The sequence below is a fragment of the Enterobacter cloacae genome, assembly GCF_013375935.1.
Classification (GTDB): domain Bacteria; phylum Pseudomonadota; class Gammaproteobacteria; order Enterobacterales; family Enterobacteriaceae; genus Enterobacter; species Enterobacter pasteurii.
In genome coordinates, this window is sequence record NZ_CP056117.1 from 3,881,900 (window position 1) to 3,894,910 (window position 13,011).

The 13,011-nt window shown below is 52.8% G+C and carries 17 protein-coding genes and 1 other annotated feature; of the genes, 3 read left to right on the forward strand and 14 right to left on the reverse strand.

What is annotated here, in order from left to right:
- Nucleotides 1-40: 40 nt before the first annotated feature.
- From HWQ14_RS18185 to HWQ14_RS18200, 4 genes are all read right to left on the reverse strand, one after another.
- On the reverse strand, nucleotides 41-754 hold the full coding sequence (locus HWQ14_RS18185) for an EAL domain-containing protein (protein ID WP_176610560.1): 714 nt from the start codon (nucleotides 752-754) through the stop codon (nucleotides 41-43).
- A gap of 292 nt (nucleotides 755-1,046) precedes the next feature.
- Complete coding sequence (locus HWQ14_RS18190) at nucleotides 1,047-1,511, reverse strand: C40 family peptidase (RefSeq protein WP_148419040.1); 465 nt, start codon at nucleotides 1,509-1,511, stop codon at nucleotides 1,047-1,049.
- Nucleotides 1,512-1,583: 72 nt separating this feature from the next.
- Nucleotides 1,584-2,339, reverse strand: a complete 756-nt coding sequence (gene btuD, locus HWQ14_RS18195) for a vitamin B12 ABC transporter ATP-binding protein BtuD (protein ID WP_176610561.1) — start codon at nucleotides 2,337-2,339, stop codon at nucleotides 1,584-1,586.
- Nucleotides 2,339-2,890: a glutathione peroxidase gene (locus HWQ14_RS18200; RefSeq protein ID WP_176610562.1), complete on the reverse strand. Its 552-nt coding sequence runs from the start codon at nucleotides 2,888-2,890 to the stop codon at nucleotides 2,339-2,341. Before HWQ14_RS18200 ends, btuD begins: the two co-directional genes overlap by 1 nt.
- A 226-nt stretch (nucleotides 2,891-3,116) precedes the next feature.
- Here HWQ14_RS18200 and HWQ14_RS18205 point away from each other — a divergent pair, with 226 nt between their 5' ends.
- Nucleotides 3,117-3,443, forward strand: a complete 327-nt coding sequence (locus tag HWQ14_RS18205) for a nitroreductase (RefSeq protein ID WP_176610563.1) — start codon at nucleotides 3,117-3,119, stop codon at nucleotides 3,441-3,443.
- A gap of 21 nt (nucleotides 3,444-3,464) precedes the next feature.
- Here HWQ14_RS18205 and btuC read toward each other — a convergent pair whose 3' ends face one another.
- The 9 genes from btuC to thrS all read right to left on the reverse strand — a co-directional run bounded on the left by btuC (nucleotide 3,465) and on the right by thrS (nucleotide 11,719).
- Nucleotides 3,465-4,445, reverse strand: coding sequence for a vitamin B12 ABC transporter permease BtuC (gene btuC, locus HWQ14_RS18210; RefSeq protein WP_176611226.1), 981 nt, complete (start codon nucleotides 4,443-4,445; stop codon nucleotides 3,465-3,467).
- Between the two features lie 103 nt (nucleotides 4,446-4,548).
- Nucleotides 4,549-4,848, reverse strand: coding sequence for an integration host factor subunit alpha (gene ihfA, locus HWQ14_RS18215; protein WP_003857805.1), 300 nt, complete (start codon nucleotides 4,846-4,848; stop codon nucleotides 4,549-4,551).
- Nucleotides 4,849-4,852: 4 nt separating this feature from the next.
- Nucleotides 4,853-7,240: a phenylalanine--tRNA ligase subunit beta gene (gene pheT, locus HWQ14_RS18220; protein WP_176610564.1), complete on the reverse strand. Its 2,388-nt coding sequence runs from the start codon at nucleotides 7,238-7,240 to the stop codon at nucleotides 4,853-4,855.
- A 15-nt stretch (nucleotides 7,241-7,255) separates the two neighbouring features.
- Nucleotides 7,256-8,239 carry a phenylalanine--tRNA ligase subunit alpha gene (gene pheS / locus HWQ14_RS18225; protein WP_033145275.1) on the reverse strand — a complete coding sequence of 328 codons (984 nt, stop codon included), beginning with the start codon at nucleotides 8,237-8,239 and terminating at the stop codon, nucleotides 7,256-7,258.
- 62 nt (nucleotides 8,240-8,301) lie between these two features.
- Nucleotides 8,302-8,426 (reverse strand) — a sequence feature (Phe leader region).
- The gene (pheM, locus tag HWQ14_RS18230) at nucleotides 8,377-8,421 is read right to left on the reverse strand and encodes a pheST operon leader peptide PheM (protein ID WP_001386830.1); all 45 of its coding nucleotides are present in this window, start codon (nucleotides 8,419-8,421) and stop codon (nucleotides 8,377-8,379) included. Its footprint overlaps the feature before it by 45 nt.
- A gap of 116 nt (nucleotides 8,427-8,542) precedes the next feature.
- Entirely contained in the window at nucleotides 8,543-8,899 is a 357-nt protein-coding gene (gene rplT / locus HWQ14_RS18235) for a 50S ribosomal protein L20 (protein WP_000124850.1), read from the reverse strand.
- A gap of 50 nt (nucleotides 8,900-8,949) precedes the next feature.
- Complete coding sequence (gene rpmI, locus HWQ14_RS18240; RefSeq protein WP_001124225.1) at nucleotides 8,950-9,147, reverse strand: 50S ribosomal protein L35; 198 nt, start codon at nucleotides 9,145-9,147, stop codon at nucleotides 8,950-8,952.
- 97 nt (nucleotides 9,148-9,244) lie between these two features.
- Entirely contained in the window at nucleotides 9,245-9,787 is a 543-nt protein-coding gene (infC, locus tag HWQ14_RS18245; protein WP_023616141.1) for a translation initiation factor IF-3, read from the reverse strand.
- Nucleotides 9,788-9,790: 3 nt separating this feature from the next.
- Nucleotides 9,791-11,719, reverse strand: coding sequence for a threonine--tRNA ligase (thrS, locus tag HWQ14_RS18250; protein ID WP_148419051.1), 1,929 nt, complete (start codon nucleotides 11,717-11,719; stop codon nucleotides 9,791-9,793).
- 323 nt (nucleotides 11,720-12,042) lie between these two features.
- On the opposite strand from thrS, the gene yncL reads away from it, so the two are divergent.
- Both yncL and yniD read left to right on the forward strand, forming a co-directional pair.
- Complete coding sequence (gene yncL, locus HWQ14_RS18255) at nucleotides 12,043-12,135, forward strand: stress response membrane protein YncL (protein WP_071785204.1); 93 nt, start codon at nucleotides 12,043-12,045, stop codon at nucleotides 12,133-12,135.
- A 98-nt stretch (nucleotides 12,136-12,233) separates the two neighbouring features.
- Nucleotides 12,234-12,341 (forward strand): small membrane protein YniD, encoded by a 108-nt coding sequence (yniD, locus tag HWQ14_RS18260; RefSeq protein ID WP_003857815.1) that lies wholly within the window; start codon nucleotides 12,234-12,236, stop codon nucleotides 12,339-12,341.
- A gap of 188 nt (nucleotides 12,342-12,529) precedes the next feature.
- On the opposite strand, the gene HWQ14_RS18265 is transcribed toward yniD, so the two are convergent.
- A complete protein-coding gene (locus HWQ14_RS18265) occupies nucleotides 12,530-12,754 on the reverse strand; it encodes a hypothetical protein (protein WP_176610565.1) in 225 nt (74 codons plus the stop codon).
- Between the last annotated feature and the right edge of the window lie 257 nt (nucleotides 12,755-13,011).

A 13,011-nucleotide genomic window follows, 5' to 3' on the forward strand; every position in this document is an offset into this window, starting at 1 on the left:
AGAGGGTTTCCCTGAACGTAAACACGGGCGAAGAAAGGGGTTATTGCTGTACGAGGGTGGTAACCCGCTCTGCCGGGACGGCAGGCCACAGGGTTCCCTGCATGGCGTCAAAATTGAAGGGCAGCACGCGCTGTAATATGCCGTGCTCGTCAATCCCCGCGACCATTACCGACTGACAATGCGGCGCGATTTGCCAGAGAATGGCGCGCATAAACGGTTCAAAAGAGAGCGCCGACACGCGCTGCTGGATAAAATTCTTATCCAGAATGACCCGCCTGAACAAACCATCATAAACCGGCTTCAGGGATGCAGCTCCGGCACCAAAGTTAGCCAGCACTAAGGGGAAATGGATCGCCATTCTTGCCAGGTCGGGATCGTCTTTCCCGTTATTTAAACCTGGATAGTTCTCATTAATAGTAAACTCAAGAAATGGATAACGTTCAAGAATTGAAACAACGTTCCCATTAGTTAATAAAAATTCAACAGTTGCAGGTGTAATATTGATCCATGCAATTAACTGATGCTGAATAAAAAATAGCTTACAGGTATCGAGTAATTGTAGTTTTTCCTGAAACAGGGCTAATTCATCTTCCTTAGAAAGATGCGGGATAACCAGTTCAGTAGGGATCCGCACGTCCGTACCTACGCCAGTAAAGTTAACCACGATTTCTAAACCTTTAAGCAAACCTGCACTATCACGCGCCGGAAGCAGTAAAAGTTCAGACTGGTAAGCATTATCTAGCGTAATTATCATCGCGCTCGCCCTGCATTAAAGATGAGAGAGTACATCCTGAAGCAATTGCAGGCACAATTCCACTGTCTTGATTTTAATAAGATTAGTTTCATTCTTTCCGTATTAATTTTCAGATTTTTCCCTGAATCTAAAATAATTTTATCCTGGAAAGTGAATAATAGCCAGTTTTAGATAAAACAGGCACTTACCAGGGTAAATAATTTGGCACAAATTTTACTTTAATCTTACTGCGAGAAAAGCCTGGCGCTTTTATTCACCACCAGGCTCGCAGCAGCTGCATCGCTTTCACCGGTTAAATACGTCTGGCCTGCCAGAAGTTTTTTCGCCAGTAAACATTATCGAGAGAGGAGCGTATCACGCCGCGGCTGGTTGAGGCGTGAATGAACTGGTTGTCGGTATCATAAATGCCCACATGCAGGCCATTTTCACCGGAGCCTGTTTTAAAGAAGACCAGATCGCCGGGCAGGAGCTCGTCTTTATCAATTTCGGTGCCGATTTCCGCCTGCATCCGCGTTTCACGCGGCAGCTGTAAATCAAATTTGTCGCGGAAGGTCATCAGCACGAAGCCCGAGCAGTCCACCCCGCCCCGGCTCATGCCGCCGTAACGATAGGGTGTACCGCGCCAGTTGCTGAGCTGATCGTTCAGGCTGGCAATGACCGTTATGGAATCGGAAAGCCGCGGGTTAGGCGGAGGAGCACGATGGCTACTGCATCCCGCCAGAAATAGCGCGCCAACAAGGAGAAACCAGAATCGCATTTCAGACGAATCCTCTGCTTTTTTTATTCTTTCGGTAATTTAGCGTGCATCTATGCCGCTGTGCAAGGAGGGTCACTCCTGAGCCGTGGAAATGAGCATCCTGTGTCCCTCAATATCCAGCCTCCGGAACGACATGTGATAGGCGCTCGCCAGATTGGGCGGGGTCAGCACGCTGTCCCGCGCCCCGCTGGCAATCAGCCTGCCGCGCGCCAGCAGCCACACCCGATGCGCGTGGCGCAGGGTATGGTTTAAATCGTGGCTGCTCATCACAATGGTCATGCCCTTGCGGCAGAGCGCGCCGAGCAGGGTATCCAGCGCCGCCTGCTGGGCAACATCCAGCCCGCTCATCGGCTCGTCCAGCAGCAGCAAGCGCCCGTGAGGATTCCCCGCCGGATGGACCTGAAGGATGACGGCGGCCAGCCGCACGCGCTGCCACTCACCGCCGGAAAGCCGGCTGGCCTGACGGGTGAGCTTGTCGTCTAACCCGAGCGCCGCAGCAACCTCGTTGAGCAATTCCACCTGATGCTTATCGGGAAGATGCAGCGTCAGGTAGTGCCAGACGGGCATCGCAAAGGGCGCTACCTGCTGCTGTACCAGGTAGCTTCGGCGGGTAGCGAGTGAGGCGGGCTGCCAGTCAACGAGAGATTGCCCGAGAAAGGTAATCTCCCCCTGCCCGGAGGTTAACCCCGCCATACGCGCCAGCAGCGTGCTTTTCCCTGCGCCGTTTGGCCCAACCAGGTGAAGAATTTCACCTGCGTTGACCGTAGCGGTAACAGGCTCAAGACGTCCCTTGTCGGCAACGTCTGTGAGCTGCATCAGCAGCGTCATTATTTCGCCAGCGCCAGCTTGATAGATTCCATCACGATAGGATCTTCAGGGGGCATGTCAGGTGAAAAACGCTGAACCACCTGCCCGTCGCGACCAATCAGGAATTTTTCGAAGTTCCACAGAATATCGTCCGGATAGAGCGGCGCGCGGCCTTTACTCGCCATACGCTCATAGAAGCCACTCTCTTCCGGCGCGACGGCGGCTGGCGCAGCGGCCACCAGTTTGGCATACAGGGGATGACGATTGTCGCCATTCACGTCAATCTTGCTGAACATCGGGAACGTCACGCCATAGGTGGTGCTGCAAAAGGTCTTAATCTCCTCTTCGCTGCCGGGCTCCTGCCCCAGAAACTGGTTGCACGGGAAACCCAGCACGCTAAAGCCGTCTTTCTCCCAGGCTTTATGAATATTTTCCAGCTGTTCATACTGCGGCGTGAGGCCACATTTTGACGCCACGTTAACGATGAGCAACACCTTGCCTTTGTAGCCTTCCAGCGTGGTTTTCTCACCGTCAATGGTGGTCACTTCGGTATTCAGAATATCAGACTGCATAGCATGCCCTCAGGTTGACTTACGGGGTGTGTTTTAACGTCCAGCTTTTAATAGTAGTCAGATTAAAGCCTGACTCCATGATTCTTTTATCAATCATAATTTTACATGAAAACCAGTTGTTTAGCTGCATTTCTGTCGGAGAAGGCCCGCGAGACAGGGCAAAATTCGCGCCTGGTCAGGCTATGATATCATTCTGGATACTTATAACTTTAAAAGGTGAGCCCGAATGACAAAGACCTTTACGCCTGAGCAAATTGACATTATCAATCGTATTGTCTTCGACCATATCGATAAAATGAGTGAGGAAGTAACTAACATTATTGAAAAAACAGAGAAAGACGCACACCGGGAACTGTCGGATCGCGGCATTGAAATGGCTGATTTTTATCCTGCCAATCAGCCGTTTTTAATGATGACACTCGTACAAAAACTGATAGACCGGGTGCACGGTGGCAATAAGGATCTTGCTCAAAAAATAATAACGATGGAAGCGAAAAGGCTTAACGTCAGCGTAAGCGTCGATGCCGATAAATCAGGCGTATCGGGGAGCTAATTAGAGTAAATATCATTCCGTTCAGCGACCAGCCTTTAAAAGTAGCCAGATAAAGACCGGCGCACCCAGCGTTGCGGTCACCACGCCGATCGGCAGCTCAGCGGCCGTCAGGGCGAGCCGGGCGATGATGTCGGCAATCAGGAGCGTTGCCGCTCCGGCAATCGCCGAGGACGGGAGCAGGGTTCGGTGGTCCGTAATGCCACACAGGCGCAGCATATGCGGGATCACCAGCCCGATAAAGCCAATCGCGCCCGCCAGCGCCACGCTGACCCCAACCATCCAGCCGATGGCGACAACCAGCACGTTGCGCCAGAATCCAATCGGCATACCGAGCTGGCGGGCAGACGTTTCGCCCAGCGCCAGAATATTAAGCGGCTGCGCCTGAAGCGCCGTCCACAGGATCACCGGGATCAGAAGCGCCATCAGCCACCCCTGACGCCAGTCAACGCCACCAAAGCCGCCCATCATCCAGTACATCAGCTGGCGCAGGTCAAATGAGGTGGAAAAGTAGACGGCCCAGGTCATCAGCGCGCTACAGATGATCCCCAGCGCGACCCCGGCCAGCAGCAGCCGGCTGGTTGATAAGTGACGTCGGGCAAAGCGCAGGAGAATGACGGTGATCAGCAGCGCCCCGAGAATGGCGCTGAGGCTAATGCCCCAGGCGGATAGCTCGCCTCCCCCCAGCATTACGGCGGCGATAAGCCCGACGCCAGCCCCATTCGAGACGCCGAGTAGCCCGGGCTCCGCCAGCGGGTTTTCGAACAACGCCTGCATGATCGTGCCGCACAGCGCCAGCGCCGCGCCGACCAGAATGACGGCCAGCGTCCGCGGCAGGCGGATCTGCCAGACAAAGAGCTGCCCGTCTGGGGTAAACCAGCTTTCCGGCCCCAGCCACCGATCGCCCGCGCACAGGCTGACCGTGGTGGCGATAATCAACAGCATCCCGAGCAGAGACAGGCGGTAGAGATCGGAGCGGCGCTGGCGACGGGCAAGATCAAGCATAGGCGACAGGTTATCAGGTTGAGATATCATTGATTTTACGGCGGGTTTAGCAAATAGCGCAAAGAAAAAAGGCCGCGTGAGCGGCCTTTTTAGTTAGTTCATATTACTCTGCTTTGGGCGTTGCGTTTTCGACACGGCTTTTCAACTTCTGGCCGGGTCTGAAGGTCACCACGCGGCGGGCTGTAATGGGAATATCTTCCCCCGTCTTCGGGTTACGGCCCGGACGTTGGTTTTTGTCTCGCAAATCAAAATTGCCAAAACCGGAGAGTTTTACCTGCTCACCATTTTCCAGAGCACGACGGATCTCTTCGAAAAACAGCTCTACCAGCTCTTTGGCATCCCGTTTGCTAAGCCCAAGCTTATCAAACAGATATTCTGACATTTCAGCTTTTGTAAGCGCCATAGGTTCAATCCCTCAATGATGCCTGGAATCGCTCTTTTAATGCCTCTACACATTTGGCGACGGTAGCGGCAATCTCCTCTTCTTCGAGTGTACGGCTGGTATCCTGAAGGATAAGGCTAATAGCGAGGCTCTTGAAACCTTCTGCTACGCCCTTGCCGCGGTACACGTCAAATAAGTTTACGCCAACTACCTGATTTACGCCAACTTTCTTACATTCGGCCAAAATATCTGCTGCGGGCACGTTTTCAGCGACCACAACCGCGATATCACGGCGGTTTGCCGGGAAGCGCGAGACGTCCTGCGCCTGAGGAATAACGCGGTCTGCGACCGGGCTCCACTCCAGCTCGAACACGATGGTACGGCCGTTGAGGTCAAGCTTACGTTCCAGCTCAGGATGCACAACGCCAATGAAACCAACACGTTTGCCGTCTAAATAAATCGCCGCGCTCTGGCCCGGATGCAGGGCCGGAATCGCTTCTGCGCGGAATTCAATTTCAGATAATTTACCGGTCAGATCGAGGATTGATTCCAGATCGCCCTTCATATCGTAGAAATCGACCGTGCCTTTTGCCAGATCCCAGTGCTCTTCGTAGCGGTTACCGCTGATTGCGCCGGCCAGCATGAGATCCTGACGGATGCCCAAATTAGCCTGAGTATCCGGTACAAAGCGCAAGCCGCTTTCGAAAATGCGTACGCGGTTTTGCTGACGATTCTGGTTGTAAACGATGGTGCCCAGCAGGCCCGTCCACAGGGAGAGGCGCATCGCTGACATCTCGCTGGAGATTGGGCTTGGCAGGATCAGGGCTTCCTGACCCGGGTGGATCAGCTGCTGAAGCTTAGGATCCACGAAGCTGTAGGTGATCACTTCCTGGTAGCCTTTGTCGTTCAGCATGGTTTTCACACGCTTCAGGGACAGATCGGCTTCGCGATGGGTGCCCATCACCAGACCTGCCTGCACCGGCTCGTCGGGAATGTTGTTGTAGCCGTATACGCGGGCCACCTCTTCCACCAGGTCTTCTTCGATCTCCATGTCGAAACGCCAGGACGGCGCTACGGCCTTCCACTCGTCCTGACCTTCGGTCACGTCGCAGCCCAGACGCGTCAGGATGTCGGTCACCTGCGCATCGGCAACGTGATGGCCAATCAGGCGATCCAGCTTGCTGCGGCGCAGGGTGATGGTCGCACGCTTCGGCAGCGTCGCTTCGTTAGTGACGTCGATAACCGGACCGGCTTCACCGCCGCAGATGTCGATCAGCAGGCGAGTCGCTCGCTCCATCGCTTTATATTGCAGCGCCGGGTCAACGCCACGCTCGTAGCGGTGAGAGGCATCGGTGTGCAGGCCATGACGACGCGCGCGGCCGGTGATGGAGAGCGGGCTGAAGAACGCGCATTCCAGCAGGACGTTTTGCGTCTCGTCGTTGACGCCAGAGTGCTCGCCACCGAAGATACCGCCCATCGCCAGCGCTTTGTTGTGGTCCGCAATAACCAGCGTATCGGCGCTCAGTTTCGCTTCGCTGCCGTCCAGCAGCACCAGGGTTTCGCCCTCTTTCGCCATGCGAACAACAATACCGCCTTCGATACGATCCTTATCGAACGCGTGCATTGGCTGACCCAGCTCCAGCAGAACGTAGTTGGTCACGTCAACGACGGCGTCGATAGAGCGGATACCGCAGCGACGCAGCTTTTCTTTCATCCACAGCGGGGTTGGTGCCTTAACGTTAATGCCTTTCACCACGCGACCGAGATAGCGCGGGCAGGCATCAACGGCGTCAACCTGAATTGGCAGCGTGTCGCTGATGGTGGCCGCAACCGAAGCGATCTCCGGCACGTTCAGCTCGGTCTGGTTCAGCACGGCAACGTCGCGCGCCACGCCGATAATGCCTAAGCAGTCGGCACGGTTTGGCGTGACGCTGATTTCGATGGTGTTGTCATCAAGCTTCAGGTACTCACGAATATCGGTGCCGATCGGCGCATCCAGCGGCAGCTCAATGATGCCGTTGTGATCGTCGGAAATACCCAGCTCGGAGAAGGAGCACAGCATGCCCTCAGACGGCTCGCCGCGCAGCTTCGCCGCTTTGATTTTGAAATCGCCAGGCAGCACGGCGCCGACGGTCGCCACGGCCACCTTCAGGCCCTGACGGCAGTTTGGCGCGCCGCAGACGATATCCAGCAGGCGATCGCCACCCACATTTACTTTGGTGACGCGCAGCTTGTCGGCGTTAGGGTGCTGAGCGCACTCAACCACTTCACCCACGACTACGCCGGTGAAGGCGCCAGAAACCGGATCGACACCGTCAACTTCCAGACCCGCCATGGTGATCTGGTTGGAGAGCGCTTCGCTGTCCAGCGTGGTGTTAACCCATTCGCGTAACCACAGTTCACTGAATTTCATTGTTCTGTCCTGCCCTTATTTAAACTGTTTGAGGAAACGCAGATCGTTTTCGAAGAATGCACGTAAATCGGTCACGCCGTAGCGCAGCATGGTCAGACGCTCCATGCCCATACCGAACGCAAAGCCGGAGTAAACTTCCGGATCGATACCCACGTTGCGCAGCACGTTTGGATGCACCATGCCGCAGCCCAGCACTTCCAGCCACTTACCGTTTTTACCCATGACGTCAACTTCCGCAGAGGGCTCAGTGAACGGGAAGTAGGACGGACGGAAGCGAACCTGCAAATCTTCCTCAAAGAAGTTGTTCAGGAAATCGTGCAGCGTGCCCTTCAGGTTGGTGAAGCTGATGTTTTTATCAACAATCAGACCTTCCATCTGGTGGAACATTGGGGTGTGGGTCTGATCGTAGTCGTTACGGTACACGCGGCCCGGCGCGATGATGCGAATTGGCGGTTCCTGATCCTTCATGGTACGGATCTGAACGCCGGAGGTCTGGGTGCGCAGCAGACGGGTAGCGTCAAACCAGAAAGTGTCGTGGTCAGCACGTGCCGGATGATGGCCAGGGATGTTCAGGGCATCGAAGTTGTGGTAATCATCTTCAATTTCCGGGCCGGTCGCCACGGTAAAGCCGAGCTCACCGAAGAAACTTTCAATACGATCGATAGTACGCGTTACCGGATGCAGACCGCCGTTTTCAATACGACGCCCCGGCAGAGAAACGTCGATCGTTTCTGCCGCCAGGCGCGCATTGAGTACCGCGCTTTCCAGCTCGGCTTTACGGGCGTTCAGCGCCTGCTGTACCTGCTCTTTGGCTTCGTTAATCACTGCACCTGCTGCCGGGCGCTCCTCTGCCGGCAGCTCACGCAGGGTTGTCATCTGAAGGGTCAGATGCCCTTTCTTGCCCAGATATTCGACGCGGACATTGTCTAACGCGGCAACATCTGAGGCCTGGTTAATGGCGGCCGTTGCACTGGCAACCAGCTCTGCGAGATGTGACATGGTTTTCCTCATTATGTCGGTGCAGACACCGAATTGTTGGACGTATTCTCTCAAATTCAGGCACAAAAAAAGCCTCCATCGGGAGGCTTATCTGGCGCTGTTTTTCGTTTCATCTTTCACGCGCTAGCCTCCTGAAGTCAGGTGCTAAAGTAAAAGAAGAAGCGGAAAATAGCAGCATTCATGCTTGCGTTACCTTGTGTGGTAAAAACCGTAAAGACCTTATTGAAAAGCCTGGACGGGTAAATGTCAATCTTCTGATCGGGTATATGAAAAGAGGGAGCAAAGCCCCCTCTTTCAACTGGCTTATGCCAGTGCTGCTTTCGCTTTTTCGACCAGAGCGGTGAACGCTACTTTGTCGAATACTGCGATGTCAGCCAGGATCTTACGGTCGATTTCAACAGAGGCTTTTTTCAGGCCGTTGATGAATTTGCTGTAAGAAATACCGTTCTGACGTGCTGCTGCGTTGATACGCGCAATCCACAGTTGACGGAACTGACGCTTACGCTGACGACGGTCACGGTAAGCGTACTGACCTGCTTTGATAACAGCCTGGAAGGCAACGCGGTATACGCGTGAACGCGCACCGTAGTAGCCTTTAGCTTGTTTCAAAATTTTCTTGTGACGTGCACGTGCAATTACACCACGTTTTACGCGAGCCATGTGTGCTCTCCTGTATCTATTCTAAGTTAAAAAAGTTAAACGTTAACGACTTATGCGTACGGCAGGCACGCGATGACCAGGCCCAGATCGCCTTTAGAAACCATGGCTTTTGGACGCAGGTGACGTTTACGCTTGGTAGCTTTCTTAGTCAGAATGTGACGCAGGTTAGCGTGCTTGTGCTTAAAACCACCTTTACCGGTTTTTTTGAAGCGCTTAGCAGCACCGCGTACGGTCTTAATTTTTGGCATTTTAATAACTTCCACTTCGCATTGTTAAATAAACGAAACATAGGCGAACAAAACCTATGGGGCCCTAAGGCTCCACAGATTTTGCTGCTTGAAGGCCTTACTGTTTCTTCTTAGGAGCGAGCACCATGATCATCTGGCGGCCTTCGATCTTCGTAGGGAAGGATTCGACTACTGCCAGTTCACTCAGATCGTCACGGACGCGGTTAAGCACTTCCATACCAATCTGTTGGTGGGCCATCTCACGACCGCGGAAACGCAGCGTGATCTTGGCCTTATCGCCATCTTCCAGAAAGCGAATCAGGCTGCGGAGTTTTACCTGATAATCGCCATCGTCGGTACCAGGACGGAATTTGATTTCCTTAACCTGGATAACTTTTTGCTTCTTCTTCTGTTCCTTAGAAGACTTACTCTTTTCATAAAGGAACTTGCCGTAGTCCATGATACGACAAACTGGCGGTTCGGCGTTAGGGCTGATTTCAACTAAATCTACTCCAGCTTCTTCAGCCTTTTCGATCGCTTCTCTCAGACTCACAATCCCCAGCTGCTCGCCTTCCAGACCTGTTAAGCGAACTTCCTGGGCGCGAATCTCGCCATTGATACGATTCGGACGTGCCGTTTGAACTCGTTTTCCGCCTTTAATACCTTATTCCTCCAGTTGTTGAAGACTGCGGCTGCGAATCTCTTGTTGCAGCTTCTCAATCACTTCACTTACGTCCAGGCTCCCCAGGTCTTTACCACGGCGGGTGCGAACGGCAACTTTGCCTGCTTCCACCTCTTTATCACCACAGACCAACATATACGGGACACGACGTAAAGTGTGCTCGCGGATTTTAAAGCCAATCTTCTCATTTCTCAAGTCTGCTTTTACGCGAATGCCCGCATTTTGTAGTTTCTGCGTCAATTCTTTAACGTAATCCGCCTGAGAATCGGTAATGTTCATCACGACTACCTGCACTGGCGCAAGCCAGGTTGGGAAGAAGCCGGCGAACTCTTCGGTCAGGATGCCAATGAAGCGCTCCAGTGAACCGAGAATTGCACGGTGAATCATAACCGGCACCTGACGCTCGTTGTCTTCGCCCACATAAGAGGCGCTTAAACGCTGCGGCAGAGAGAAGTCCAGCTGTACCGTTCCGCACTGCCATGCGCGATCGAGGCAGTCATACAGGGTAAATTCAATTTTCGGACCGTAGAATGCGCCCTCGCCCAGCTGGTATTCAAACGGAATTCCGTTCTCTTCCAGCGCTACGGCGAGATCCGCCTCTGCGCGATCCCATGTCTCATCGCTACCGATACGTTTTTCCGGGCGCGTTGAGAGTTTGACGACGATTTTCTCGAAGCCAAAGGTGCTGTACATATCGTAGACCATACGAATACAGGCGTTAACTTCATCACGTACCTGATCTTCAGTACAGAAGATATGCGCATCATCCTGAGTAAAGCCACGAACGCGCATCAGACCGTGCAGCGCACCTGATGGCTCGTTACGGTGGCAGCTACCGAACTCCGCCATACGCAGCGGCAGGTCGCGGTAGGATTTCAGACCCTGGTTAAAGATCTGAACGTGGCCCGGGCAGTTCATTGGCTTGATGCAGTATTCACGGTTCTCAGACGAGGTGGTGAACATCGCATCTTTGTAGTTGTCCCAGTGGCCGGTTTTTTCCCACAGCACACGGTCCATCATGAACGGCCCTTTTACTTCCTGATACTGGTACTCTTTCAGCTTAGAGCGCACGAAGGTTTCCAGTTCACGGAAGATAGTCCAGCCGTCGTTATGCCAGAACACCATACCCGGCGCTTCTTCCTGCATGTGATACAGGTCAAGCTGCTTACCGATTTTACGGTGGTCACGCTTAGCCGCCTCTTCCAGGCGCTGCAGGTACGCGTTCAGGGCTTTCTTATCAGCCCACGCGGTACCATAGATACGCTGCAACATTTTGTTGTTACTGTCGCCACGCCAGTAAGCGCCTGCGATCTTCATCAGCTTAAAGTGATGGCAGAAGCGCATATTCGGCACGTGCGGTCCACGGCACATGTCGACGTATTCCTGATGATGGTACAAGCCAGGCTTGTCATCATGAGCGATGTTCTCATCGAGAATAGAGACTTTATAGCTCTCGCCACGCTTCACGAAGGTTTCACGCGCTTCGTGCCAGCTGACTTTCTTCTTGATGACGTCATAGTTCGTTTCGGCGAGCTCGTGCATACGTTTTTCGAGCGCGTCGATGTCTTCCTGGGTCAGGGTATGGTCAAGGTCAACGTCGTAGTAGAAACCGTTGTCGATAACCGGGCCGATCGCCATTTTGGTGTTTGGCCACAGCTGCTTGATAGCATGACCTAACAGGTGCGCGCAGGAGTGACGAATGATCTCCAGACCTTCTTCGTCTTTCGCAGTGATGATTGCGAGCGTCGCATCGCTTTCAATCAGATCGGACGCGTCAACCAGCTCACCATTCACGCGGCCAGCAATGGTCGCTTTCGCGAGACCGGGACCGATGTCCAGGGCAACATCCATTGGGCTTACAGCGCGATCGAAATGGCGTTGGCTGCCATCAGGAAGAGTAATTACAGGCATTTTATATCCTTATTTGCAGTGATGCCCCACACATAAGAGCATATACAAAGAAAATAATCGTGATTAAACAGTAGATTACGAAACCATCTGACCAACAATCGTCAAATTGGTTCGTCATCCTGCACCTGCCGATTTCAGAATAATGCGGATTTACGGCACGCAGCGTAATGGTAACACTATTGACAAGGCGAATGCACCTTCTGCGACCGTTTTGAACCTCTCAACCTTCTGTATGAGCGGGGGAACTTTCGCTGCCAGATGCTCGCATTCCGAAAGTGCTGAGCTATCCTTGAACATGTCCTTAAACATCCAGGGGTGATGACATGAATGTATCCAGCAGAACCGTTGTGATATTAAATCTTCTTTCCGCTGCCGGTCTGGTATTGATCCTGGCCGACAGATTCCACTGGTTCTGAATCAGACCGGTGTTCTGGCATAGCCTGCTGTCCAGGGTAAAGCGCATTCTGGCGCTTAATTTGGTAGACTAAGGGTCTCAACTGACAAGGATTAGGTTATGCCAACTAAACGATTTGCCGTTAAGCACTGGAAAATGGTCGTGGTATTAATTGCTATTTGCGGCGCGATGCTGCTGCTGCGCTGGGCCGCGATGATCTGGGGCTGATATAGCCAGCAGAGAAGAAGCGTATACGGTTATCGTAACGCGAAACGTAAACAGGTGGTAAATTTCCTGTATATATAGTAACTATCTTTACGCTATTACCACGTGTAAAAACCGGTACGTCTTCATCCGGTTTTCCACAGGCTGTAATATTGATGAATATTCAACAACAGTCTGGCAGTTAACAGGGATCAGGACCACTCACCCGCCACCAGCTTATGTACATCAAACGCATCGTTCATGGACTGGCCGGTAGACTGAGAGCCTGGAGCCATGTTTGAGCCTGCTTCAACATCCGAAGCTTTGACAATACCGGTTTGGCTGCTGGCAGGTTGCGTCATATTATCAGCAGCAAATACGCCAAATGAAAGTGCGGAAAGCACCATCGCTGCTGTAGCGGTTTTGATTTTTTTCATAATGATAATTCTCATACTAATTAATGCTGAAAGGCTTGAGGCGAGCTTTTGCCTGTGCTTTCAGTGTAGATCTGGATCACACTTTTTCCTAGTCAAATTATTTATCAATTCGTGTCAAATAAACTGAATAAGGCCTGAAGCGCACTATGGAGAAATAATAAAAATGAAAAAGGACCAGTTAATTTAAAACGCCGTTTATTATAAAACAGCACAGTTACTGAAAATAAAAAACGGGCCGGGATAGTCCGGCCCGTCGG